Annotated in this window: 22 protein-coding genes and 1 pseudogene; 8 read left to right on the top strand and 15 right to left on the bottom strand. The window is 72.3% G+C overall.

From position 1 onward, the window contains the following. Nucleotides 1-114 precede the first annotated feature (114 nt). Nucleotides 115-2781 (bottom strand): glycoside hydrolase family 2 protein, encoded by a 2667-nt coding sequence (locus tag AC07EG_RS31795; RefSeq protein ID WP_478256921.1) that lies wholly within the window; start codon nucleotides 2779-2781, stop codon nucleotides 115-117. Between the two features lie 98 nt (nucleotides 2782-2879). Between AC07EG_RS31795 and AC07EG_RS31790 the strand changes: the two genes are divergently transcribed. After that, a complete protein-coding gene (locus AC07EG_RS31790) occupies nucleotides 2880-3560 on the top strand; it encodes a histidine phosphatase family protein (protein ID WP_478256920.1) in 681 nt (226 codons plus the stop codon). Here AC07EG_RS31790 and AC07EG_RS31785 read toward each other — a convergent pair. The 4 genes from AC07EG_RS31785 to AC07EG_RS31770 form a co-directional block, all read right to left on the bottom strand. Continuing rightward, the gene (locus tag AC07EG_RS31785; protein ID WP_478256919.1) at nucleotides 3550-4281 is read right to left on the bottom strand and encodes an ABC transporter permease; all 732 of its coding nucleotides are present in this window, start codon (nucleotides 4279-4281) and stop codon (nucleotides 3550-3552) included. The two genes, AC07EG_RS31790 and AC07EG_RS31785, sit on opposite strands and share 11 nt — an antisense overlap. A gap of 98 nt (nucleotides 4282-4379) precedes the next feature. After that, the gene (locus tag AC07EG_RS31780; RefSeq protein ID WP_478256918.1) at nucleotides 4380-4865 is read right to left on the bottom strand and encodes an MmpS family transport accessory protein; all 486 of its coding nucleotides are present in this window, start codon (nucleotides 4863-4865) and stop codon (nucleotides 4380-4382) included. Between the two features lie 103 nt (nucleotides 4866-4968). Continuing rightward, on the bottom strand, nucleotides 4969-6423 hold the full coding sequence (locus AC07EG_RS31775) for an SDR family oxidoreductase (protein WP_478256917.1): 1455 nt from the start codon (nucleotides 6421-6423) through the stop codon (nucleotides 4969-4971). 37 nt (nucleotides 6424-6460) lie between these two features. Continuing rightward, nucleotides 6461-7411, bottom strand: coding sequence for a threonine ammonia-lyase (locus AC07EG_RS31770; protein ID WP_478256916.1), 951 nt, complete (start codon nucleotides 7409-7411; stop codon nucleotides 6461-6463). Between the two features lie 52 nt (nucleotides 7412-7463). Here AC07EG_RS31770 and AC07EG_RS31765 point away from each other — a divergent pair, with 52 nt between their 5' ends. From AC07EG_RS31765 to AC07EG_RS31750, 4 genes are read left to right on the top strand one after another with little or no spacing between them, the layout of a single operon-like run. Beyond that, the gene (locus AC07EG_RS31765; RefSeq protein WP_478256915.1) at nucleotides 7464-8180 is read left to right on the top strand and encodes an AraC family transcriptional regulator; all 717 of its coding nucleotides are present in this window, start codon (nucleotides 7464-7466) and stop codon (nucleotides 8178-8180) included. Further along, entirely contained in the window at nucleotides 8177-9049 is an 873-nt protein-coding gene (locus AC07EG_RS31760; RefSeq protein WP_478256914.1) for a hypothetical protein, read from the top strand. Before AC07EG_RS31765 ends, AC07EG_RS31760 begins: the two co-directional genes overlap by 4 nt. After that, complete coding sequence (locus AC07EG_RS31755; RefSeq protein ID WP_478256913.1) at nucleotides 9046-9483, top strand: N-acetyltransferase family protein; 438 nt, start codon at nucleotides 9046-9048, stop codon at nucleotides 9481-9483. Before AC07EG_RS31760 ends, AC07EG_RS31755 begins: the two co-directional genes overlap by 4 nt. A 58-nt stretch (nucleotides 9484-9541) precedes the next feature. Then, the gene (locus AC07EG_RS31750) at nucleotides 9542-10537 is read left to right on the top strand and encodes an aldo/keto reductase (RefSeq protein ID WP_478256912.1); all 996 of its coding nucleotides are present in this window, start codon (nucleotides 9542-9544) and stop codon (nucleotides 10535-10537) included. Here AC07EG_RS31750 and AC07EG_RS31745 read toward each other — a convergent pair. Continuing rightward, nucleotides 10523-12025, bottom strand: coding sequence for an FGGY-family carbohydrate kinase (locus AC07EG_RS31745; RefSeq protein ID WP_478256911.1), 1503 nt, complete (start codon nucleotides 12023-12025; stop codon nucleotides 10523-10525). The two genes, AC07EG_RS31750 and AC07EG_RS31745, sit on opposite strands and share 15 nt — an antisense overlap. Nucleotides 12026-12170: 145 nt before the next feature. On the opposite strand from AC07EG_RS31745, the gene AC07EG_RS31740 reads away from it, so the two are divergent. Continuing rightward, nucleotides 12171-13154, top strand: coding sequence for a LacI family DNA-binding transcriptional regulator (locus AC07EG_RS31740; protein ID WP_478256910.1), 984 nt, complete (start codon nucleotides 12171-12173; stop codon nucleotides 13152-13154). Between the two features lies 1 nt (nucleotide 13155). Here AC07EG_RS31740 and AC07EG_RS31735 read toward each other — a convergent pair whose 3' ends face one another. The 4 genes from AC07EG_RS31735 to AC07EG_RS31720 form a co-directional block, all read right to left on the bottom strand. Then, on the bottom strand, nucleotides 13156-14154 hold the full coding sequence (locus tag AC07EG_RS31735; RefSeq protein WP_478256909.1) for a substrate-binding domain-containing protein: 999 nt from the start codon (nucleotides 14152-14154) through the stop codon (nucleotides 13156-13158). Nucleotides 14155-14175: 21 nt separating this feature from the next. Further along, the gene (locus AC07EG_RS31730) at nucleotides 14176-15153 is read right to left on the bottom strand and encodes an ABC transporter permease (protein ID WP_478256908.1); all 978 of its coding nucleotides are present in this window, start codon (nucleotides 15151-15153) and stop codon (nucleotides 14176-14178) included. Then, nucleotides 15150-16682, bottom strand: coding sequence for a sugar ABC transporter ATP-binding protein (locus AC07EG_RS31725; protein ID WP_478256907.1), 1533 nt, complete (start codon nucleotides 16680-16682; stop codon nucleotides 15150-15152). The genes AC07EG_RS31730 and AC07EG_RS31725 overlap by 4 nt, the downstream gene beginning before the upstream one ends. Before the next feature lie 237 nt (nucleotides 16683-16919). Continuing rightward, nucleotides 16920-17204 carry a hypothetical protein gene (locus tag AC07EG_RS31720; protein ID WP_478256906.1) on the bottom strand — a complete coding sequence of 95 codons (285 nt, stop codon included), beginning with the start codon at nucleotides 17202-17204 and terminating at the stop codon, nucleotides 16920-16922. 198 nt (nucleotides 17205-17402) lie between these two features. Between AC07EG_RS31720 and AC07EG_RS31715 the strand changes: the two genes are divergently transcribed. Both AC07EG_RS31715 and AC07EG_RS31710 read left to right on the top strand, forming a co-directional pair. Beyond that, complete coding sequence (locus AC07EG_RS31715) at nucleotides 17403-17987, top strand: MerR family transcriptional regulator (protein ID WP_478256905.1); 585 nt, start codon at nucleotides 17403-17405, stop codon at nucleotides 17985-17987. Between the two features lie 54 nt (nucleotides 17988-18041). Then, nucleotides 18042-18698, top strand: coding sequence for an RES family NAD+ phosphorylase (locus AC07EG_RS31710; RefSeq protein WP_478256904.1), 657 nt, complete (start codon nucleotides 18042-18044; stop codon nucleotides 18696-18698). Nucleotides 18699-18706: 8 nt separating this feature from the next. Here AC07EG_RS31710 and AC07EG_RS31705 read toward each other — a convergent pair whose 3' ends face one another. From AC07EG_RS31705 to AC07EG_RS31685, 5 genes and pseudogenes are all read right to left on the bottom strand, one after another. Continuing rightward, nucleotides 18707-19051, bottom strand: coding sequence for a helix-turn-helix domain-containing protein (locus AC07EG_RS31705; RefSeq protein ID WP_478256903.1), 345 nt, complete (start codon nucleotides 19049-19051; stop codon nucleotides 18707-18709). A 148-nt stretch (nucleotides 19052-19199) separates the two neighbouring features. Beyond that, nucleotides 19200-19334 (bottom strand): annotated as a pseudogene (locus AC07EG_RS31700) (type II toxin-antitoxin system RelE/ParE family toxin); the annotation flags it as partial. A gap of 139 nt (nucleotides 19335-19473) precedes the next feature. Further along, entirely contained in the window at nucleotides 19474-19983 is a 510-nt protein-coding gene (locus AC07EG_RS31695; protein WP_478256902.1) for an N-acetyltransferase family protein, read from the bottom strand. Further along, a complete protein-coding gene (locus AC07EG_RS31690; RefSeq protein WP_478256901.1) occupies nucleotides 19980-21911 on the bottom strand; it encodes a S9 family peptidase in 1932 nt (643 codons plus the stop codon). Before AC07EG_RS31690 ends, AC07EG_RS31695 begins: the two co-directional genes overlap by 4 nt. A 41-nt stretch (nucleotides 21912-21952) precedes the next feature. Next, on the bottom strand, nucleotides 21953-23014 hold the full coding sequence (locus AC07EG_RS31685) for a TerC family protein (RefSeq protein ID WP_478256900.1): 1062 nt from the start codon (nucleotides 23012-23014) through the stop codon (nucleotides 21953-21955). Nucleotides 23015-23107: the final 93 nt, after the last annotated feature.

Here is a 23107-nt window from a genome sequence, read left to right as displayed (position 1 = left end):
TCGATCTTCCCCATCGAAGCCGGCCCGACCAGTAGAACACACGTTCGATCGCGGCGCGAGCCCGGACCACGATGAGGTGACCCGGACCTCATCGGAGCCGGGTTTGGCGGTGGTTCAGTACCGGCCGGGCGCGGGCACCACGAGCGGGTCCACGTTGTGCCCGCGCAGTTCCACCACCGGGGCGGTCCCGCCGAGGTCCGCCGTCCGGTAGGTGGCCGACAGCCGCAGCGTCTCCCCCGGCCACAGCGTCACGTAGTTGTCCGACCAGTCCGTCGGCAGCACCTCCGCCCCGCCCGCACCCTTGCGCACGGTCGCCCCGACGAAGAAGGCCACCTGCCCGCCGCTGGCGTTGTTCGACAGCACCACCTCGGTGCGCGTCCGCTCACCCTCCGCAGTGGACTTCGCGTGCGCGGTGACCGAGCCCTTCGGCAACCGGTCGAGGCCGGTCAGGTCGGCGTACCCCGACTGCGGGGTGTGGTACCAGGTCGAAGCGCCGTAGTCGAGCGTGTCCGCCTTGGTGGACAGCCAGTAGACGTTGCGGTCGAGCACCTTGCCCGCGGCGTCGGTGAGCACCAGCCGGGTGAAGTAGGTGGTGGACAGCCCGGCGGGCTGCGGCAGCGTGCCCACCCGCACCGAACCGTTCGCCCTGGCCTCGACCGGGCGGACCTCCTTCGCCCGCTGCGTGCCGTCCGCGTCGAACACGGTCACCTCCACCCGCAGGTCCGGCACGGTGCCCAGGCCGGTGTTCACCACGGCGAGCGATTTGTCGTCATAGGAATACTGGACGTGCAGCGGCCGCAGCGCGGTTTTCGCGCCGAAGTAGGAACCCGCGGTGTCGAGGTAGTAGTCGTAGAGGTGCCAGTACAGGGTCGGCCAGGCGTCGTTCAGCATCCAGTAGATGACGCCGGTGGCCGGTTTGCCCGGGTCGGACCAGTCCCGCCCGAACGCCTCGAACTGCGCCCGGTTCGTCTCGTAGTTGGCCAGTTGTGCCTTGCGCACCAAGGCTTCCGGGTTCGCGGGACGGCCGTAGCGGCGGTCCAGCGCGGTGCCCCAGGAGCCGAGCTCGTCGAACGTGGTGCTCGGCGACAGGTGGTACTGCACCGCGTTGTAGTCGGTCAGCCCGCCGATGTCCTCGGGGGTGAGGAACTTCGTCAGTTCCGGCAGTTCCGGAATCGTCGGCCCGGGGCCGATTTCCGAGGCGAAGCCGAAAGCACCGCCCTTCTGCTCGTTGTACCAGTAGTTCGGCGGTTCCCACCAGTACGGCCCGTCCATCTTCATCCCGGGGCTGCCCAGCCGCGGTGAGCTGATCGCTTTCGCGGACGAGATGACCGGCAGGTTCCAGTCCGCCCTGGCCAGCGCGTCGAGGTAGATCTTCTCCAGTCCGGCACCGGGAGCGGCGTCGCTGCCGATCAGGAAGCCCAGCATGCTCGGGTGGTTGCGGATGCGTTTGGCCTCGCTTTCCGCGGACCGCCCGGCGACCAGGTTGTCCTCGGCGTCGAAGGAACCGTAGTCCTCCCATTTCGAGCAGCACTCCCAGCCGGTGAGCAGCATGATGCCCAGCTGGTCGGCCAGCTCGTAGAACTCGTCGTTCTCCGGTTTGCCTTCGAGCCGGATGGTGTTCATCCCCATCGAACGAACCAGGTGCAGCTGGTCGCTGATCCGCCGCAGATCCGTGCGCAGGAACAGGTCCGACGCCCAGCCGCCACCACGCACCAGGAACGGCTTGCCGTTGACCGAGAATTCGCGTGCGCCCTGGTTCAGCCGCGACGTCACCTCACGAATGCCGAACTTCGTCGTGGCCGAGTCGGAGAGCACGCCGTTGACGGCGGCGTCCAGTGAGACTTCGTACCTCGGCTGGCCGCCCATGGTGAACGGCCACCAGACCTGCGGTTGCGCGATCTTCAGGGCGGGGGTGTCGGCGGGGGTGAAGACGACCGTCCTGGTTTCCCCTGGTGCCAGGGAAACCGTGCGGTTGAGCTGGATCCGGCCCACCTTGCCGGTGATCTCGGTGGTCACCGGGTGCGGGGTGTGGTTGCGGGCCTCGGCCTTGACCGTGACGTCGGCGGTGCCGAGGTCGGGCAGCGGCAGGTCGCCGTCGGCACGGAGGCCGCGCAGGGAGACCGCGCCGCTGCGGGTCAGCTGCACGTCGCGGAACAGGCCCTGGTTGCGGTCCGGCGGCAGCTGCGCCCAGTCGATGAAGTGGATGGCCAGGTCCCGCTGCGGATCGGCGGGCATCGCCTTGATCGCCAGCGCGTTGGCGCCCTGGCGCAGCAGGTGGGTCACGTCGAACTCGTGCGTCGGATAGGCACCGGCGACCTGCTCGGTGCCCGCCACCTTCACCCCGTTCAGCCACACCTCCCCGCGGGCGATGATGCCGCCGTTGAGCTTGAGGAAGGTGTGCGCGCCCGGTTGCGGGTCGGCGGTGAACGCCTTGCGGTACCACCACGGCACGGTGAACTCCGAGCGCGCGGCCCGCTGCAGGTTCGTGCCGTGGTTGACGTCGCCGTACTTGCCGTTCGCCACCAGCCCGGCCAGCACGGTGGACCGCGCGGGCACCCGGTACCAGCCGCTGTCGTCGTAGGCGGGCTGGGACAGGGCGTCCCCACCGGCGGTGACCACCTCGCTGGTCTGCAACCGCCAGTCCGGGATGGTGCTGGTCTGCCCCGCCGCGGCGGGGGCGGACACCGGTGTGCCCGCCGGCGCGGCCGGTTCGGCCGCCTGCGCGGGCAGCAGTGGCACGAGCACCGCGATGGCGGCGAGCAACTTCGGCGTACGGCGCATGGCTGCTCCTGGAGTCAGTGGTCCGAACCACACTGGAGCACTTTCCGATTTCCGGGCAAGGGCCGCCGGGCTGGTTCCGGCGGGTAGGGTCGGCAGACGTGACGATGCCCGAGCAGCCCGCCGAGCCCGAGTACCGCCAGCGCCGCTTCACCGCCCCGCCGGAGGCGGCCGACCTGCTGCTGGTCCGCCACGGCGAGTCCGCCCCCGCCCGCGCCAGCAAGCCGTTCCCGCTGGTCGGCGGCCAGGGCGACCCCGAACTCGCGCCGGAGGGGCTGGTCCAGGCGGAGCAGATCGCGCGGCGCCTGGGTGAGGAGCACTTCGACGCCCTCTACGTCACCCCGCTGCGGCGGACCGCGCAGACCGCGGCGCCGCTGGCCGCGCGGCTGGGGCTGACCCCGCGGGTGTGCCCCGAGTTGCGGGAGGTCTTCCTCGGCGAGTGGGAGGGCGGGGTGTTCCGGCAGAAGGTGGCCGAGCGCGATCCGCTGGCCGAACGGCTCTGGGCCGAGGAGCGGTGGAGCGTCGCCCCCGGCGCCGAGGACGACGAGGCGTTCGCCGCGCGCGTGCGCAAGGGGATCGAGACCATCGCCGCGGCGCACCGCGGGCAGCGGGTCGCGGTGTTCACGCACGGCGGGGTGATCGGGCAGGTGCTCGCGCTGGCGAGCCGGTCACGGCCGTTCGCCTTCGTCGGCACGGACAACGGCTCGTTCTCCCAGGTGGTCGTGCACGGTCCACAGTGGATCGTCCGCCGGTACAACGACACCGCGCACCTCACCAGCTGATCCGCTTCGCCGCGACGAACTCCACGGTGGCCAGCACCGCCACCGACTGCGCGGCCAGCAGGCCGATCAGCACCAGCAGCTGCGCGACACCGGCCTGCACCGGGCTCGCGCCGCCGAGCAGCATGCCGACGTAGGCGCCGGGCAGGGTGACCAGGCCGACGGTGCGGGTCTGGTCGAGGCCGGGGATGAGCGCGTGCCCGGCGGACGGGCGGCACACCTCCAGCGCGGCGGCGCGGGGCAGGAAGCCGAGCGCGAGGGCGGCCTCGTACTCGCCGTGGCGGGTCTCGAGCTCGTCGAGCGCGCGGCGGGCGGCCTGCGAGGTGGCGGTCATCGCGCCGCCGATGACGATGCCGGCGATCGGCACCACCACGATCGGCTGCCCCGGCACGGCCCCGGAAAGCAGCACGAGGGCGAGCACCGGCACCACCCCGGCCGCGATCGCCGCGGCGAACCACGGCCAGCCGGGTGCCTTGACGCGCCGGTACGCGGTGAACGAGGCGATCGCGAACATGAACCCCACGAACGCCGCGGTCCACCAGCCGGAGCGCAGGATCGCGGTGATCACCAGGGAAACGGCGGCCAGCTGGACGACCGCCCGCGCCGCGGCGACCAGCACCGACCGCCCGGACCCGAGCCCGCCCCGCCCGACGACCGCAGCCGCGACCAGCACGAAAACACCCAGCACGACCGCCAGCACCGGACCGGCTTGAATGGCACCCACGCCCTGATCCTGCCCGCCTCACCGGTCAGCTGCCGCGTGGGAGGTGGGGCGCCGCATGCCGGTGGCGGCGGGCACGGCATGCGGCGCTCAGGAAGTGGTCACCGGCTGTGAGAGCAGGTCACCACGTTCTTGGCCACCGTGGTCGACTTCTGCGCCACCACCTGGCCGTCCACCACGATGCGGCAGGTCAGGCTGCCCGCGGCCGGGTTCTGCGCCGAGATGCTGAAGTACCCGGAGCTGGGGGTGAGCTGCTCCAGCGTGCGCGACCACGGCAGGGCCGCGGAGGTCTCCTGCGCCACGGTCAGCTCGTTGCCCACGTAGGTGATGTTCCGCGCGCCGTTGTCCCCGGACAGTTCGTAGGTGACGTACTTCGACGGCGTCGGCGGCACCACAGGGGCGACGTGGTCGGCGGGCTGGCGGGCCTGGTGCTGCGGGTTCGACCGCGCCGGCCGCTCCCCGGCGGTCACCTGCAGCACGACGCTCGCGGCCCCCACCACGGCCGCGCCGAGCACCAGCGACACCCCGCCGAGCAGGCGGCGCGCGCGTCGTTCGGCCAGCATCCGGGCGTCCTCTGCGGTTCTCACTGGTGCCGCTCCCCACGTCACGGCGCCCCAGGTCGGGCACGCTGTCTAATACTCGCTTAATCGCGTTTGCCCGTTACCCCCCAAAGCCGGAATATTCGCACATTCACCCTTTCGGGCGTTCCGCGGTTCGCACGATGTTCCGGACCATGCCACCGAAGACCAGGCCGTGGAACGGCGCCACCGCCCACCAGTAGAGGTGCCCGGCCAGCCCCTTCGGCACGAAAACCGCACGCTGGCGGTACACCGAGCCGCGCTCGCCCGGCGCCACCCCCAGCTCCAGCCACGCCTGCCCGGGCACCTTCATCTCGGCCCGCAGGCGCAGCAGTGCGCCGCGTTCGATGGCCTCCACCCGCCACCAGTCCAGCGCTTCACCCAGGTGCAGGCGCTGCTGGTCGCGCCGGCCGCGGCGCAGCCCGACCCCGCCAGCCAGCCGGTCCAGCCAGCCGCGCACCGCCCAGGCCAGCGGGAACGAGTACCAGCCGTTGCTGCCGCCGACGCCCTCGACGACCCGCCACAACTCCGACGGCGACGCCGTGCACGGTGACTCCCGGTGATCGGTGTAGACCGAGCCGCCGGACCAGTCCGGGTCCGACGGCAGCGGCTCGGCCGGCGCGTCCGGCACCGAGGCACCGGACCACCTGGTCGGCACGTCGGCGTCGCGGATCCTGGCCAAGGCCAGTTCAACGGCGCGTTCGTAGCCGACGAGCCCCTCGGGTGGCCCGGGTACGAAGCGGGTGATGTCCTGCTCCCGGCAGACCATCTCGTGCACCAGGGAGTCGACCAGCGGGCGGGCGATGCCGCGGGGCACCGGCGTCACCAGGTTCACCCAGTGCGACGAAAGCCGGGGCGTCAACACCGGCGCCGGCACCATTACTCTCCGGATTAATCCGGAAACCTCGGCATAGCGGCGCATCATCTCCTGGTAGGTCAGCACGTCCGGACCGCCGACGTCGAAGGTCCGGTTCACCTCGGCGGGCAGCTGGGCGCAGCCGGTCAGGTACCGGAGCACGTCACGGATGGCGATCGGCTGCACCCGGTTGTGCGCCCACTTCGGCACCACCATCACCGGCAGGCGCTCGGTCAGGTACCGCAGCATCTCGAAGCTCGCCGAGCCGGAGCCGAGGATCACCGCCGCCTGCAGCACAGCGGTGGGCACGCCGGAACGCAGGAAGATCTCGCCGACCTCGGCGCGGGAGGCCAGGTGGTCGGACAGCTCCCCGTCCGGGTGCAGCCCGCCGAGGTAGACGATGCGCCGCACCCCCCGGTCGCGGGCGGCTTCCGCGGTGAGCAGCGCGGCCCGCCGGTCGATCCCGGCGAACCCCTTCCGCGACAGCGAGTGCACCAGGTAGTAGAGGACGTCGACGCCGTCGGCCGCCTCGTGCAGGCCGTCCGCGTCCAGCACGTCGCCGCGCACGATCTCGACCTCACCCGCCCACGGCACGTCCCGCAGCTTGGCCGGGTCCCGGACCAGGCACCGCACGGAGTACCCGGCTTCGAGCAGGCTGGGGACGAGCCGTCCCCCGATGTAACCGGTGGCCCCGGTGACCAGACAGCGCATTCACGCCATTCTCGGGCACCGGGGGCGATCCGGCAGCTCAGCCGGGCGTGACCAGCCTGGTCAGGTCGGCGTTGCCGCCGGAGACGACCAGCACGGTCACCCCGCCCTCGGGGGCCCGGACCGCACCGGAGCGCAGTGCCGCCAGGCAGACCGCCGACGCCGGTTCCACCAGCAGCTTGCTCGCCTCGATCAGTTCACCCCAAGCCGAGTGGATGGCGTCCTCGCTCACCTCGACCACTTCGTCCACATAGGCCTGCACGTGCGGCAGGGTGTGCTCACCGGCGAACGGCGCGGTCAGGCCGTCCGCGACGGTCGCCGACGGGTTGTCGATCCGCACCACCGAGCCGGCCGCCAGCCCCCGGGACATCGCGTTCGACGCGGCCGGTTCCACCCCGACCACGCGGGCCGCGGGCGCGAGCTTGCGCACCGCCGCGGCCACCCCGCTGAGCAGGCCGCCGCCGCCGACCGGCACCAGCACCAGATCGGGTGCCGGGCCGTCGGCGCACAGTTCGAGCCCGGCGGTGCCCTGCCCGGCGATCACCTCGGGCTGGTCGAACGGGTGCAGGATCGGGTAACCGTGCTCCTCGGCCAGTTCGGCCAGCGTCGCGGCGAAGTCGTCGGTCGGCACGATCTCCCCGCCGAAGCGCTCCACGTTGGCCACCTTCGACGGCACCGGCTTGCTCGGCATGGCCACGATCACGCGCACCCCGAGCCGCTTGCCCGCGTACGCGATGGCCGCCGCGTGGTTGCCCGCCGAGAAGCTGACCACCCCTTCGGGCAGTTCACCCCGCTCCTGCCAGGACAGCAGGGCGTTCAGCGCGCCGCGCACCTTGAAGCTGCCCGAGTGCTGCAGGTTCTCGGCCTTGAGCAGCACCCGCGTGCCGAACTCCCTGGACAGCCGCTGGTTGTCCACCAGCGGGGTGCGCAGCACCAGGCCGTCGATGCGGGCCGCGGCCTCGGAGATGTCGTCGATGGTCACCAGATCCACGTTCCCGACCGTACCCCGCGAAACTGTCGGGGGGCGGGGGCATGATGGCGGCGTGTACCGCGAACTGCCCCCACCCGCGCCCCTGCGCTCGCTGGTGCGCTGCCGCTGGGAATCGGTGGCCGGTGGCGCGAAGCGGGTCGTGCCGGACGGCTGCCTCGACCTGATCGCCGGTGGTGGCCGGGTTTTCGTGGCCGGGCCGGACACCGCGGCGTGGTGGTCGGAGCTGCCGCCGGGCACGCGGCTGCACGGCGTCCGCTTCCGGCCGGGGCACGCGCCACGGGTGCTCGGGGTGCCCGCGGACGAACTGCGTGACCAGCGGGTCGAGCTGGCCGAGCTGTGGGGTGCGCGCGGGCGGGGGCTCACCGAGCGCGTGCTGAACTCGCCGGGTGACCTGCTCGAACTGGTCAGCGAGCCGGTGGCCGAGGCCGATCCGGTGCTCGACGTGGTGCTGGCCAGGCTGGATCGCGGGGTGCCGAGGGTCTCGGCCGCGCTCACCGGGCTCGGCCTGGGCGCCCGCCAGTTCCGCCGCCGGTTCGGTGCCGCGGTCGGCTACGGGCCGGCGACCTACCTGCGGGTGGCCCGGTTGCGCCGGGCGATCGACCTGGCCCCGCACGCACCGGACCTGGCCACGCTCGCCGCCGAAGCCGGGTACGCCGACCAGGCGCACCTGAGCCGCGACTGCCGCGAGCTGACCGGCGTGACCCCGTCGGGGTACTTCCGTTCTGTTCAAGACCGCGCCCGGCTCGCCGCCCTAGCGTCGCCGGCATGAACACCGAGAAGGCACCGGAGTTCCTGGCCACGCACGCACGCCTGCTGGAACGGCGGCTCGCCGAGGTGGTCGGCGGTGCGCCCGAGGCCGCACCCGGGGTGCTCGCCGCGCTGGCCGCCCACCGCAATCCCGACGGCGGGCTCGGCCACGCCCTCGAACCCGACGTCCGCGCGCCGGGGAGCCAGCCGCTCGCCGTCGACTTCGGCCTGGAGGTGCTCGAGCGGCTGGTCGCGGCGGTGCCGTCGATCCGGGAGGAGGCCACGGAGTTCGCCGCCGGGCTGCTGCCCTACCTCGCCTCGGTCGCCGCGCCGGGTGGTGGCCTGCGCATCGTGGACCCGTCCATCACCGCGCACCCGCACGCCGCGCACTGGGGTGGCGGCCGGTTCCCGCCGGGTCTCAACCCGACCGCGAACATCGTCGCGCGGTTGCGCGCGCTCGGCCTGGACTCGGCGTGGCTCGACGAAGCGGACGGGTTCTGCCGCACCGAGATCGAGCGAGCGCTGGACGGAGAGCTGGACGCGCACACCGCGCTCAACGTGCTGACCTATCTGGAGAGCACGGAGGACAAGGAGTTGATGGCCGCCTTCGAGGCCAAGGTGCCGGAGCTGACGTTGTTCCACCTCCATCCCGGTGCGGGCTACGGGCTCACCCCGCTCGACTTCGTGCCCGGCCCGGAGAGCCCGCGAGCCCGGCTGTTCCCGGCCGACGCCGTCGAAGCGCACCTGGACCAGCTCGAAGGAAGCCAGCAGGACGACGGTGGCTGGCCGGTCGGCTGGGCGCCCCCGGGGCCGGCCGCCGAGCTGGAGTGGCGGGGTGTGCTGACCGTGCACGCGATCGCGCAGCTCACCGCCTTCGGCCGGGTGCGGTGATCCGCCGGGCCACCGCCGAAGACGCCGGCGCCGCGGCCGGCGTGTGGCTGCGCTCCTTCGCCGCGGCGCTGCCCGGTGTCCGCCGCGCCCATTCCGACGAGGCCGTGCACGCGTGGTTCGCCGGGTTCGTGGTGCCGCAGCTGGAAACCTGGGTGGCGGTGGACGACGGCTCGGTCACCGGGGTGCTGGTGCTCGACGGCGACGAGCTGGCGCAGCTCTACCTCGACCCGGCGTGGCGCGGGCGCGGCCTCGGTGACCGGTTCGTCGAGCTGGCCAAGCGGCAGCGCCCCGGCGGGCTGGAGCTGCGGACGTTCCAGGTCAACGCGCCCGCGCTGCGGTTCTACCGGCGGCACGGGTTCGTGCCGGTCGAGTGGGCCGACGGCCGCGGCAACGAGGAGCGTGAACCCGACGTGCGGCTGGTGTGGCAGCCATAGGGATCGGTTATCGCCGTGGGTCTTCGACGCGGCGCCGGATCCGGGCCAGGATGGAGCCATGACGCTCCCCACCCGCTTGCTCGGCGGTCTCGAAGTCTCGGCCATCGGCTTCGGCGCGATGGTGCTTTCGCCCGGTATGTACGGGGAAATCGACGACCGGACCGCGGCCCGCGCGCTGAACCACGCCATCGACGCCGGCGCCACGCTGATCGACTCCAGTGACGGCTACGGCGCCGACGGCCACAACGAAAAGCTCATCGGCGAGGCCGTCCGCGGCCGCCGGGACGAGGTGGTGCTGGCGACGAAGTTCGGCTTCCGCGTGCCCGAAGGCGCCGAGGCGCACTCGTTCGGCGTCAACTACTCCTTCGGCGAACTCGCGGTCAACGCCGAACCCCGGTACGTCCGCGGGTACGCCGAGCAGAGCCTGCGCAACCTCGGCACCGACCGGATCGACCTGTACTACCCGCACTTCCCCGATCCGGTGGTGCCGATCGAGGACACCGTCGGCGCGGTGGCCGAACTGGTCGAGGCCGGCCTGGTCCGCCATCTCGGCTTGTCCAATGTGGACGCCGACCAGCTGCGGCGCGCGCACGCCGTGCACCGGGTCAGCGCGGTGCAGGCGCAGTGGTCGATGTGGCAGCCGATCGACGCCGGACTGCTGGCCACCGCCCGCGAACTCGGCGTCGGCGTGGTCGCCTGGAGCCCGCTGGGCAGCGGTTTCCTCACCGGGAACGTGGGCTCGGTGTCCGCGACGGACTTCCGCAGCAACATCCCCCGCTTCGACGCCGAGACGTTGAAGGCGAACAACGACAAGTACGCCCCGGTGCGGGGGCTCGCCGCCGATCTGGGCACCAGCCCCGGCCGGCTGGCGCTGGCCTGGCTGCTGCACCAGGACCCGGCCGTGGTGCCGATCCCGGGTTCGCGGACGCCCGCGCACATCACCGAGAACCTCGAAGCCGCCAGGATTCCCCTCACCGGCGAGGCACTGGCCCGGATCGACCAGGCGCTGCGCGAGTTCGCCCCGGAAGGCGAAGGCAGCCTACTCCGCGGCTAGGCGCTGTTCGGCGGCCAGGAAGTGCGCGACCTCGCTGGTGGCCGGGTAGAGCTCGCGGTACCGCTGGTAGAAGCGGTCGTACACGCGCGCCCGCCCGGCGTCCGGCCGGACCACCGAGCGCACCGGGTTCCACTCGGCGATACCGGGTGCGCGGCCCAGCGCGACCGCGGCCAGGTAGGCGTCACCGAGCGCGGCGCCCACCGTCTCGGCGGGCACCTCCTGCGCCAGCCCGGTGACCTCGCTGACGATCCGCGTCCACAGTCCACCTTGGACACCACCGCCGACGGCGACCAGCCGCCGGGCCGCGCCACCCGCCTCGGCCATCACCTCGAGGTTGTGCCGGACGCCGTAGGCGGTGCCCTCCAGCACGGCCCGGTACAGCTCACCGAGCCCGTGCCCGGTGGTCAGCCCGGCGATCACCCCGCGGGCGTCGGGGTCGAACAGCGGGGTCCGCTCCCCGGCGAAGTACGGCAGCACCAGCAGCCCGCGGCTGCCCGCCGGCACGGCCGCGGCGGCCTCGACCAGCTCGCCGAAGTCGTGCCCGGCCAGTTTCCGCAGCCAGTCGGTGATCGCCCCCGAAGTCGCCATGCCCGCGGCGAGCGAATAGCTGCCCGGCCGCACCCCGCGGGTGGTCCACAGCCCGGGGTGCGGGTTCGGGTCGGCCAGCACCTGGACCAGGAACAGGGTGGTGCCGTACATGACCATGGTGTCGCCGGGCTCGGTCACGCCGACGCTGGCCGCCTCGGCCCAGGCGTCGACCGTGCCCGCGGTGACCGGGAGCCCTTCCGGCAGGCCGGTTTCCCCGGCCGCGGCGGCGGTGACGGTACCGGCGATCTCGGTCGGCCAGCACAACCGCGGCAGCCGGACGCCCGGGGCGACCACCTCGGCCCAGTCGGGCGCCCAGTCCGCCGCGCGCAGGTCGTACATCGGGTCGGCCTGGCTGGCCGAGTGGTGGTCGAGCACGTACTCGCCGGTCAGCCGGTGCACCAGGTAGGAGCTGGCCATCAGGAACAGCCGGGCGGCCCCGAACACCTCGGGCTCGTGCCGGGCCAGCCAGCGCCACTTCGGGCCGACCGCCTGCGAGGACAGCACCGTGCCGCCACGCTCCACAATGGACTCCGCGCCGAGTTCGGCGGTCAGCTCGCCGATCTCGCGGCTCGCCCGGGTGTCGACGCCGTAGAGCACCGCGGGCCGCAGCGGCCTGCCGTCGGCGTCGGCGGGCAGCAGCACCGGGCCGATGCCGCTGACCCCCAGCCCGGCCAGCGGCCGGTCACCGGCCGCGGCGGCCAGTTCCGCGGCGATCGCGGTGAAATCGCGCCACCACACCGCTTCCGCGTCGTGCTCGGCCCAGCCGGGGTGCGGGTACGAGGTCTCGTGGGGCCGGGACGACCGGGCCACGATCGTTCCCCCCGGGTCGACGAGCACCCCCTTCGAGCTGGCTGTGCCGATGTCGATGCCGAGCAGCAGTCCGTCGGCGTCCTCAGCCACGCGTGCACTCCTCCAGCCGGGCGTAGGCGTGCGGCCGTTCGACGGTGGACGGCCGCACCACTTGGGTAATCGTTTACCGAAGACGCTATTGTGCGGGTTGAGTAGTGTCAACAGCCGCTGCCGCACGAGGGAAAGGGGGCCCGCCATGGCGACCATCAGCGACGTGGCGGCTCGAGCAGGCGTCTCCACCGCGACCGTGTCGAGGGCGCTGAACGGCAAGTCCACTGTGGACCCCGCGCTGGCGGAGAAGGTGCGCCGGGCCGCCGCCGACCTCGGCTACCAGCCGAACGGGCTGGCCCGCAACCTGCGGCGCCAGGAGACCGCGGTGCTGGCGCTGGTGATCTCCGACGTGGAGAACCCGTTCTTCACCGCGATCGCCCGCGGGGTGGAGGACGTGGCGCAGACCGCCGGCTACTCCGTCGTGCTGTGCAACTCGGACGAGAACGCCGGGAAGGAACGGCGTTATCTGGACGTGGCGCTGCAGGAACGGGTGGCGGGTGTGGTCATCTCGCCCACCGGCGGCGAGACCGACGTCCGGCAGCTGCTCGGCCGCGGCACCCCGGTGGTCGCCGTGGACCGGCCGCTGGCCGGCGTCGACGGCGACCAGGTGCTGGTCAACACCCGGTGCGCGGCCGACGAGGCGACCCGGCACCTGATCGCCGCCGGTTACCGCCGGATCGGCTGCCTGACCGGGCCGGAGGGCGTGCGCACCGCGGACGACCGGCTGGCCGGCTACCAGGGCGCGATCGCCGCGTCCGCGCAGCCGGGCAGCCACTTCCGCCGGTGCGAACTGCGCACCGCGCACGCCAAGGCGGCCACGCTGGACCTGCTCGACACCGACGAACCGGATGCGCTGCTGGTGATGAACAGCACGATGGCCATCGGCGTGCTCGAAGCGTTCCGGGAGCGCGGCATCCGGCCGGGGCGCGACGTCGGGCTGGTCAGCTTCGACGACGCGCCGTGGGCCGCGCTGGTGGACCCGCCGCTCACCGTGGTGGCCCAGCCCGCCTACGAGATCGGCAGCATCGCCGCCCGGCTGCTGCTCGACCGCATCACCGACGGCTCCCGGCCGGCCGAGGCCAGGGAGCTGGCCGCCGAGCTCATCGAGCGCGGCAGCAGCCACCGGTGACTCAGCCCGCGGCGTTGAGGCGGGCGTAGACCTCGGCCGCGTTGTCCGGGGTCACCCGCTCGATCGCCAGGCCCTGGACCCTGGGCACCTGCTGGCAGTCGACCAGGATCTTGCGTGCCGAGTCGATCGCCTCCTTGCCGCCGGTCGGGTAGACGAAGGTGGCGGCCAGCCTGCCCGCCTCCACCGCCTTGATGCCGCCCGCCTCGATCGGCAGCCCGTCGATGCCGACGATCTTGATCCCGGTCAGCCCGGCGTCCTGCGCGGCCAGGTAGGCACCCTCGCCCATCGGGTCGTTGTGCGCGTAGACCACCTGGATGCCGGGGGTGCCCTTGAGCAGCGCGTCGGCCTGCTGGCGGCCCTTGTCCCGCAGCCAGTCGCCGTCGGCGCTGGCGGCGATCTCGATGTTCCTGCCGCCGATGCCCAGCCGGAACCCGTCGCTGCGTTCCTTGGCCGGGCTGGAGCCGGCCAGGCCCTTGATCTCGGCCACCCGGCCGCCGCCGGGCAGCAGCACCTGGGCGACGAACTCGCCGGCCTTGCGGCCGATGTCGAAGTTGTCCGCCCCGATGAACGAGGTGTAGGCGTCGCCGTTGACCTTGCGGTCCAGCACCAGCACCGGAATGCCCTGCTCGTAGGCCTTCTTCACCACCGAGGTCAGCGGCGTGGCCTCGTTCGGGCTGATGATCAGCAGGTCGACCCGCTGGGTGATGAAGTTCTCCACCTGCTCGACCTGCTTGGAGTTGTCCTGCTGGGCGTCGGCGAAGTGGACGGTGAACTGGGGCACCGCCGTGGCGGCCTGGCGGATGTCGGCGTCCATCCGCTCGCGGTACGGCTCGGCGACGTTGGCCTGGCTCACCCCGATCGTGTACTGGCCGCCCGCCCCACCGCACGGTTTCGGCTCGGCTCGGCCGCCGGCGTTCTCGCTGGTGGTGCCGCAGGCGGCGAGCGCGGTCGCCGTCAGGGCGGCCACGAGCGCCACCGCGCCCGGTTTCCGAATGACCATGAGTTCCCTCCCGTTACCCAGTCACGCCGCCGTGGTCGGCCGCAGCCGCTGCAGGCCCGCGGCCGCCACGATCACCAGCCCGATCACCAGCAGCTGGACGTTCGAGTCGACGTTGTTCAGCGTCAGGATGTTGCGCAGCACCCCGACCAGCAGCGCCCCGGCGACCGTACCGACCACCGTGCCCCGCCCGCCGGACAGGCTCGCCCCGCCGATCACCACCGCGGCGATGGCGTCCAGTTCCGCCATCGAACCGTCGTTGGGACCGCCGTAGTCGAGCTGCCCCGCGTGCACGATGCCGGCCAGCGCGGCGAGCAGCCCGCACAGGCCGAACACCAGCACCTTGACCCGGGTGACCGGCACACCCGAGAGCCGGGCCGCCTTCTCGTTGCCGCCGATGGCGTAGACGTGGCGGGAGAAGGCGGTCACCCGCAGCAGGAGCGCGGCCAGCCCGGCGACCACGGCGAAGACCAGCGCCGGGATCGGGACCAGGCCGCCGAAGGTGCGCTCGCCGAGCAGGGAGAAGGCCACCGGCGCGCGGCCGGGTGCGTCGCCGTACGCGATCTCCACGCCCTGCCCGCCGGAGAAGATCCGGGCCAGCGCGCGGGCGATCTGCATGCCCGCCAGCGTCACGATGAACGCCTGGATGCCCAGCTTCGCGGTGACCACGCCCTGCAGCAGGCCGAAGACCAGGCCGGCGGCGAGCACCAGCAGCACCGCGGGCAGCACGCCGGAGTCCTGGCGCACCAGCAGCACCGCCGCGCCGACGCTGGCCAGGCCGAGCACCGAGCCGACCGAGAGGTCGATGCCGCCGACGAGGATGACGAAGGTCATGCCGACGGCGAGGATGCCGATCTCGGACATCGCGCGCACCACGTTGAACAGGTTGCCGCTGTCCAGGAACAGCAGTTCGCCGCCGCGCACCGGCGAGAAGACCACCGCCGCCAGGAACACCAGCACCAGGCCGAACAGGCTCTGGAAGCGGAACAGCCAGGCGATCATCCGGCCTCCCCCATCGACGCGGCCAGCAGCTCGGCCTCCCCCGCCCCGGCGGGGTGCAGCTCCCGCACGCTCCGCCCCTCGCGCAACACCACCACCCGGTCGCACACCCCCATCAGCTCCGCGAGTTCCGAGGAGGCCAGCAGCACGCCGACGCCCTGCGCGGCGATCCCGGACAGCAGCCGGTAGATCTCCGCCTTCGCGCCCACGTCCACCCCGCGGGTCGGGTCGTCCAGCAGCAGCAACGACGGTTCGGTGAGCAGGTTCCGGCCGAGCACCACCTTCTGCTGGTTGCCGCCGGACAGCGAGCCCACCGGGGCACCCAGCCCGGACAGCTTGATGCCGAGCCGTTCCGCGGTGCCCGCCGCCACCCGCCGTTCGCGGGCGGCGGGCAGCACGCCGAACCGGTGGAGCCGGTCGACCACCGAGAGCACGGTGTTCGCCTGCACCGAGTGCTCCAGCGCCAGGCCGGACGCGCGGCGGTCCTCGGGCACGAAGGCGATCCCGGCCCGCAGCGCCGCCCGCGGCCCCTGCGGGTGGATGGCGGTGCCGCGCAGGCGGACCTCGCCGGTCCGGCGGCCGGGCGTGCCCACCCCGTACAGCGTTTCCAGCAGTTCGGTGCGCCCGGAACCGAGCAGCCCGGCCAGGCCGACGATCTCGCCCTCGTCCACCCGCAGCGAGATCCCGGCGGGCTCGCGCCTGCCCGGCACCGGCCGCCTCGGCCGCAGCGCGAGGTCCGCCACTTCGAGCAGCGGCCGCCCGCCCGGTGACCCGGATCCGGCGTGGCAGAGCAGGTCGATCCGGCGGCCGGCCATCGCCTCCGCCGCTTGCTCGGCGGTCAGCTCGCCGGCGTCGAACTCGGCCACCACCCGGCCGTTGCGCAACACCGTGGCCCGGTCGGCGAGCCTGCCGATCTCCGCCATGCGGTGGGAGATGTAGACGATGCCCACCCCGCCCGCACGCAGCCCGGCGATCACCCGGAACAGCTGCTCGGCCTCGGCGGGCGGCAGCGCGGAGGTCGGCTCGTCCATGACCAGCACGCGGGCGTCGAGCGAAAGCGCCTTGGCGATGGTGACCAGCTGCTGCTCCCCGGTGCGCAACTGCTCCACCGGCCGCCGCGGGTCGAGGTCGACGCCGGTGCGGGCGAGCAGGTCGCGGGCGGCGGTGCGCATGCGCCGCCGGTCGAGCGCGCCGATCCGGTTGCGCGGCTCCCGGCCGAGGAAGATGTTCTCCGCCACCGACAGCGCCGGCACCAGGTCCAGTTCCTGCGGGATCATCGCGATGCCCGCCCGCTGGGCGTCGGCCGGGCCGCCGAAGCGGACCGGCACCCCGTCGACCCGGACCTCGCCGTGGTATCCGCCGACCTCGCCCGCCAGCACCTTCATCAGCGTCGACTTGCCCGCGCCGTTCTCGCCCAGCAGCGCGTGCACCTCACCGGCGTGCACGGTGAAGTCGGCGTCCCGGATCGCGCGCACCCCGCCGTAGGACTTGCTCACGCCGGTCATGGCGACCAGCGGTGCTCGACCGGTCATGCCCGCCCCCTGCGGCAGTGGCCTGAGAAATCGATTTCTCGACGCTAGGGTTACCGGTCCCGGGTGTCAAGCACGGCGCGCTCCCTTGCCGGCAAGCGGTAGCCGGCTTCGAAGACCGGCGCGGGCCAGCCGGACCGCTCCGACGGGTCGGCTGCCCGGACTCCCGGGCGCGCCGGGATCTCGGCGATGAAGGCATCCACGGCTCCCGCTCGCCCACCGCGACCTCCGGGCACGTCGTCACGCAGCGCGGCCCGCGGGTCGGCGCCGCCGGGGGCGTAGCTCGATCCGGTACACCAGCCCATCCGAGCGGCCCGACAGCCAGGCGCGGAGCGCCTCGGCCGTTTCGAAGCCGGCCCGCCGGGCATCCTGGGGTGAGGTGTCATGAGCAGCGACCGGAACGACCGCATCCGCGGCCACCACGCCCAGCGCGGTGCGCCGGGTGCCACCCGGGCGCACGGTCGGCCGCCGCCAGCCGCGGAACGCCAGGGTGAGCTCGCCGGACACAACCCGCTCGAGAGTCACTCTCGGAATAAGCACGAGCCGCCTCCGTCACCGAGAGCCGAAGGGCTCTGGACAACCGCACCCGGGGCGGTCAGACTGAGCCACGTTCGTCTACCGTACGTGTTGGGTTATGTGCTTTCTGTGTCGATCTTTGGTGACTTGACACACAATAGCGGCACGAGACCGCACGAACCCGCACACACAGGATAGTCTGGGTGCATGTCTGTGGCGCTGGAGACCGTACTGGCGAAAGCCGGACTCAAGGTGGACGCGACCGAGTTCCTCACGCACGTGGAGGACGCGGCTCGCAAACTGTCCCCGCCGAATCCGGACCCTTCGGATTATTTCTCCGCCGAGCAGCACGAGGTGCTCGTCGACGTGGGGCTGGACCTCTCGCCGCAGGCGGGGCGCGAGCCGGACATGCGGGCCAGGACCGTGGCCGCGCACGCCGTGCTCGCCGATTCGTCGCTGACCGTGCTCGCCGCGGCCGAACGGCTGGGCGTGGACGACAGCCGCATCCGGCACAAGATCAAGGACCGCAGGCTGGCCGCGTGGAAGACGCAGGGCGGCTGGCGGCTGCCGTCGTGGCAGTTCACCTCCTCCGGGCTGCTGCCGGGACTGGACGTGGTGCTGCGCGCGGTGCCCGAGGACCAGCCGCCGCTGGTGGTGGCCGCGTTCATGAGCACCCCGCAGCCGGACCTGGTGATCAACGACCGGCCCGCCACGCCCCGGCAGTGGTTGCTGGCGGGCGGTGATCCCGAGCCCGTCGCCCGGCTGAGCGAAACCCTGGGCACACCCGCCTGAGCGCTCCGCTCGAAGAGATCACCTGTCCGCACGAGAAAGTGTTGAACCCCACGCATGGCCAGGCTCCCCCTGCCACCCGCGCGTGCCGTCCTGGTCAGGGAACTGCGGCGCACCGAGGACGTCGTCGCGGTGCACCCGGCGACCAGGCTGGTGCGCATCTTCACCGCGCACGGAAACCACCCCCAGCAGTGGAACACCTTCCGCTACACCGGGCCGCTGCCGCACGGCCGCTTCGACCAGCAGCGGCCGGGCCGCGGTGGCGTGCCGGTGACCGACCCGAAGAACGGGGTGCTGTACTTCGGGCTCACCGTGCGCACCAGCGTGGCGGAGGTGTACCAGACCACCTCCACCGTGGACCGCAAGACCCGCGGGCCGCGCCTGGTCGTGGTCCGGCCCACGCGCACCCTGCGCCTGCTCGACCTCGGCGGCCTGTGGCCGACCAGGGTGGGTGCCTCGCAGGAGATCTCGAGCGGGCCGAAGAAGATCACCCAGGCGTGGGCGCGGGCCATCCGCTCCGCCTTCGGCGACCTGGACGGGCTCTGGTACCGCTCGTCGATGGACTCCGGTGACCCGGCCCTGTGCCTGTGGGACCCCCCGGCGGGCGGCGCGCTGCCGCTGAAGCCGGAGGTGCTGCTGCCGCTGGACCACCCGGGGCTGGACGTGCCGCTGGGCCGCGTGTGCCACGAACTCAACTACGACATGGTCAACTGAGTCCGCGCTCAGGCGCAGGACCCGGCCGAGACCACGACGTCGCGATCGTCGAAACCGGCCACCACCCGCAGCCGCCCGCCGAGCGCACCGATGTAGCGGCGGATCGTGTCCAGTTCCATCTGGGCGAGGTCACCGCCTTCCAACTGGCTCACCCGCGGCTGGCTGACCCCCATCCGCCGGGCGAGTTCGGTCTGGCTCACGCCCGCCTGCTCACGCAGTTGGGCGAGCCGGAACCCGACCAGGTAAGCCTCGGTCGTCTCGCGGGCCCGAGCGTGCGCGGCCTCGACCTCCCGGCCGGCGGCGCGATCCCGCGCCTCCTTGTCGGCCTTGACTTCCCGCCAGGATCGACTCATGTCCCCGCCTCCTCCAGCGTGCGCAGATGATCGCCGTACCGCTGCTCGGCGATCGGGGTGTTCTTCGTATACCACCCGCGCCAGTCACCGCTTTGTCCCCGGCCACCAGAAGAATTGCTTGGCGTCGGGGATCGAAGGCGAACAGCACTCGGAATTCGGTGCGCCCGGCAGCTGCTGGTCGCAGCTCCTTCAGGTTGTGGTAGTCCGTTCCTCTGACCCGGTCGACCAGTGGCCGCCCGAGGGCAGGACCGTAAACGGCCAGTAGGTCAATGGCGCTCTCCACCAGGTCGGCGCTGCGCGGGTCCAGCTCGCAAAGTCGCGAGAACCACTGATCAACCTCCGCGTGCAACTCGATTTCCCACCCCACGCCCTACTATAATGCTGACCTTATAGCTTGAGCGCAAGTACACTCGAAGGGGTGGTCAGGGCAGCAGGCGCGAGTAGCGGATCTCGATGGCCGAGCCGTCGCCCACGTGGGAGGGCTGCGTGACCTGGTCGCACAGCCACCCGTGGTGTTCGTAGAAGCGGCGCGCGGCGAAGTTCTCCTCGAACACCCAGACCACGGCGTGCGAGAACCCGCACGTGGTCAGGTGCGCCATCGCGGCTTCGTGCACGGCGTGGCCGGCGCCGGTGCCCAGCCATTCGACGGCGGCGTAGAAGGCGCCCAGCATGCCGGGGGTGCTGTCCCCCAGCGCCGCGGCGTAGGCGCCGATCTCGCCCGACGGGTGCACCGCGACGAAGATCACCGTCCGCTCGGTCGTGGCCGCCAGGTGGGCGGCGAGGAGCTCCTCACGATCCGCCAGCCGCAGCGAGTCGAGGTAGGCGTCGGGCAGGATGCCGCGGTAGGCCATTCGCCAGCCGCCCAGGTTGATCTCCGCCAGCCGCGGCGCATCCGCTGCCACGGCCCGGCGAACGGCCCACCGCACGCTCATGCCAGGTGCCGTCCCCACCACTCGAGCACCGCGTCGAACCGCTGCACCCGGTGCCGCGGCCGCCCGGAGCGGCTCAGTTCGTGCCCCTCACCGGGGAACAGCAGGAACTCCGCCGCCACCCCGTTGCTCTTCAGCGCCACGAACAGCCGTTGCGCCTGCTCGACCGGGCACCGCCAGTCCTCCTCGGAGTGCACCACGGCGAACGGGATGCCGATCTTCGCCGCGTAGCTCAGCGGGCTGCGTTCCCGCTGCACCTCCGGATCGGTGCCGACGTAGCACTCGGTGAACTCCCAGCCGATGTCGGAGCTGCCGGTGAACGAGTCCCAGGCGTTGACCGCCCGCTCGCTCCACGCCGCCCGGAACCGGTCGCCGTGGTGCGCCGAGAGCCAGGTCGTCATCAGGCCGCCGTACGAGCCACCCATCACGCCCACCCGCGAGGCGTCCAGCTCCGGCCGTTCCAGTGCGGTGTCCAGGAAGGTCAGCAGGTCCGAAGCGTCCACAGTGCACAGCGCGCCGACGACCGCCCGGCCGTGGGATTCGCCGTACCCGGCCGAGCCGCGCGGGTTCGCCATCACCACCGCGTACCCCGCGGCCGCGTACACCTGCGCCTCGTCGAACAGCGACCACTCGTACGGGGCGAACGGCCCGCCGTGGATCACCAGCAGCACCGGGTGCGGTCCCTCGCCGTCCGGCAGCACCACCCAGCCGTGCACCGGGTGGCCGTCCGACGCGGTCGCCGTCAGTTCGACCGCCGGGCGCACCTTCCCACGCAGGGGTGCGGAGAACTCGGTCAGCGTGCGGGCCTCGCCGCCTTCGACGAGCACCACTTCCCCGGCGTCCACCGGCGAAGCCACCACCGCGGCGATGCGGTCACCGTCCACGGTGAACGCCCGCACGGCGGCCTGCTCACCGAGCACGCACCGGAGATCGGCCAGCTTCGCCAGGTGCGCCTCCGCGGGCACCGCGCGCAGTTCGGCCGCACCGCGCGTGCGGACCACCACCAGCACCTCGTCGCCGAGCACCGCGGGACGGCCCGCGCCCGCGTCGGTGTCGACGGTCTCGGCATCGGTCAGCCGCCGGGGGGTGGCTGGCTCGCCGTCCGTGCGCAGCGGCGCGACCCAGAGCCCGTGGTTGCGCACCAGGTCGACACCGGTGAACTCGGCGCCGTGGAAGTAGACGAGACCGTCCGCGGTGACCCGCGGCGCCTCCGCGTCACCTTCGGTCCGGACCGCCAGCACCGGTTCCCCACCGGCGACCGGGACGGCGTAGAGATCGCTGTTCAGCGTCTCCACCCGGCCCCAGTCCCGGGGCGCCACCACCAGGACGAACTCGCCGTCCGGGGTCCACTCCGGCGCGCTGACGTCGGCCCGGCCTCCGGTCAGCGGAACCGGTTCGGCGGGGTGCTCGACCGCACTGTCCACCACGAACAGTCGTTGTGGACGGTCGCCGAGGAAACCGATGTCGTCGATCCGGTAGTCGAGCCGGGTGATCCGCCGGGGCGCTTCGGCAGCGGCCTCGACCGTGCGGCCCTCGGCGTCGGGTGTGCCGTACCGCCCGGGTTCGGGCACCCGGGCGGTGCAGGCGAGACGGCGGGAATCCGGGGCCCAGCGGAACTCCTCGACACCCAGCGGCAGGTCGGTGAGCCGCTTGGCTTCACCGCCGTCGGTGGGCATCACGTGCAGCTGAGCGCCCCGATCGCCGGTCACCCGCAGGAAAGCGACCTGCGAGCCGTCCGGTGAGATGGCCGGGGCGCTGTCCCGCGGGCCGTGGGTCCACGGCCGGTCGCCGCCGGCCGGGCTGACCCGGCGAACCACGCCGTGTGCGCGGTTCGCGTCGAGGTCGGGCCGGGCCAGCCCGGTCAGCAGCAGTTCGCCGTGGAGTGCGGGCGAGGCGGGGGCGTTGAGCAGTTCGATGTCTGTCGGAAGCACGATTCCGACCGTACAACTTCCCCGCCGGTGGAACGGCGGGTTCAGCGCTCCGGCTGGGCGTGCTCCGCGGACTCACGGCCTTCGGCCTGCTCGAGGGCCGCGGCTTCGCGCTCCTCCGGCGACTTGGCGTTCAGGTCCAGGTTCGGGCCCTGCACCGACTCCGGGTCCTTCTTGGCCTTGCGCAGGCTGAGCACCGTGGTCAGGGTCAGCACGGTGACGATGACGCCGAGGGAGACCCAGTTGTTGATGTCCAGCCAGTCCGGCACCAGGTGGTACTCGTGCAGGGCGTGCAGGAACAGCTTGGCGCCGATGAAGCCGAGGATGACCGCCAGCCCGTAGGACAGGTAGACCAGCTTGGTGACCAGGCCGCCGAGCAGGAAGTACAGCTGCCGCAGGCCCATCAGCGCGAAGGCGTTGGCGGCGAAGACCAGGAAGGCGTCCTGGGTGATGCCGAAGATGGCGGGGATGGAGTCGACGGCGAAGAGCAGGTCGGCGCTGCCGATGGCGACGATGACCACGAACATCGGGGTGATCCAGCGCTTGCCGTCGCGCTTGACGAAGGACTTGTGGCCCACGTAGTCGTCGGTCACCGGGAAGATCCTGCGCACCCACCTGGTGACCGCGTTCTCGTGGTACTCCTCGTGCTCGTCGTTGCCGCGCACCATGCTGACCGCGGTCCAGATCAGGATCGCGCCGAAGAGGAAGAACACCCAGACGAACTGGGCGATCAGGGCGGCGCCGATGGCGATGAACGCCCCGCGCATGACCAGGGCGAGCAGGATGCCGATGAGCAGCACGCGGTGCTGGTGGATGGCGGGCACCTTGAACGAGGACATGATCACCATGAAGATGAACAGGTTGTCCACGCTGAGCGAGTACTCGGTGATGTAGCCGGTGAAGAACTCGACACCGGGATCGTGTCCCCCGAAGATCCACACCCCGATGCCGAACAGCACCGCGCAGGCCACGTAGAAGGTGACCCACCTGGCGGCTTCGCCGGTGGTCACCTGGTGCGGCTTGCGATCGACCACCACGAGGTCGATGGCGATCAGCACGAGCAGGCCACCGATCGTAGCGATCCATAGCCACAAAGGAACCGTCATGAAAACTACCCTCCGGTATAGCGGGGACGACCAACCACTACCCGGAGGTCTCTTCCACCGGCGCTATGGCCGGTCGATGGCGCCGGGCGTCAC

It is taken from the genome of Amycolatopsis sp. NPDC045836 (genome assembly GCF_056431745.1).
This window is presented reverse-complemented; position numbering and strand designations above follow the sequence as displayed.

What these genes read in the sequence shown, in the direction of transcription:
- AC07EG_RS31795 (WP_478256921.1), bottom strand. Translation starts at nt 2,781, where the DNA reads ATGCGCCGTACGCCGAAGTTGCTCGCCGCCATCGCGGTGCTCGTGCCA.
- AC07EG_RS31775 (WP_478256917.1), bottom strand. Translation starts at nt 6,423, where the DNA reads ATGCGCTGTCTGGTCACCGGGGCCACCGGTTACATCGGGGGACGGCTC.
- AC07EG_RS31760 (WP_478256914.1), top strand. Translation starts at nt 8,177, where the DNA reads ATGAACACCGAGAAGGCACCGGAGTTCCTGGCCACGCACGCACGCCTG.
- AC07EG_RS31750 (WP_478256912.1), top strand. Translation starts at nt 9,542, where the DNA reads ATGACGCTCCCCACCCGCTTGCTCGGCGGTCTCGAAGTCTCGGCCATC.
- AC07EG_RS31740 (WP_478256910.1), top strand. Translation starts at nt 12,171, where the DNA reads ATGGCGACCATCAGCGACGTGGCGGCTCGAGCAGGCGTCTCCACCGCG.
- AC07EG_RS31735 (WP_478256909.1), bottom strand. Translation starts at nt 14,154, where the DNA reads ATGGTCATTCGGAAACCGGGCGCGGTGGCGCTCGTGGCCGCCCTGACG.
- AC07EG_RS31730 (WP_478256908.1), bottom strand. Translation starts at nt 15,153, where the DNA reads ATGATCGCCTGGCTGTTCCGCTTCCAGAGCCTGTTCGGCCTGGTGCTG.
- AC07EG_RS31725 (WP_478256907.1), bottom strand. Translation starts at nt 16,682, where the DNA reads ATGACCGGTCGAGCACCGCTGGTCGCCATGACCGGCGTGAGCAAGTCC.
- AC07EG_RS31715 (WP_478256905.1), top strand. Translation starts at nt 17,403, where the DNA reads ATGTCTGTGGCGCTGGAGACCGTACTGGCGAAAGCCGGACTCAAGGTG.
- AC07EG_RS31710 (WP_478256904.1), top strand. Translation starts at nt 18,042, where the DNA reads ATGGCCAGGCTCCCCCTGCCACCCGCGCGTGCCGTCCTGGTCAGGGAA.
- AC07EG_RS31705 (WP_478256903.1), bottom strand. Translation starts at nt 19,051, where the DNA reads ATGAGTCGATCCTGGCGGGAAGTCAAGGCCGACAAGGAGGCGCGGGAT.
- AC07EG_RS31695 (WP_478256902.1), bottom strand. Translation starts at nt 19,983, where the DNA reads ATGAGCGTGCGGTGGGCCGTTCGCCGGGCCGTGGCAGCGGATGCGCCG.
- AC07EG_RS31685 (WP_478256900.1), bottom strand. Translation starts at nt 23,014, where the DNA reads ATGACGGTTCCTTTGTGGCTATGGATCGCTACGATCGGTGGCCTGCTC.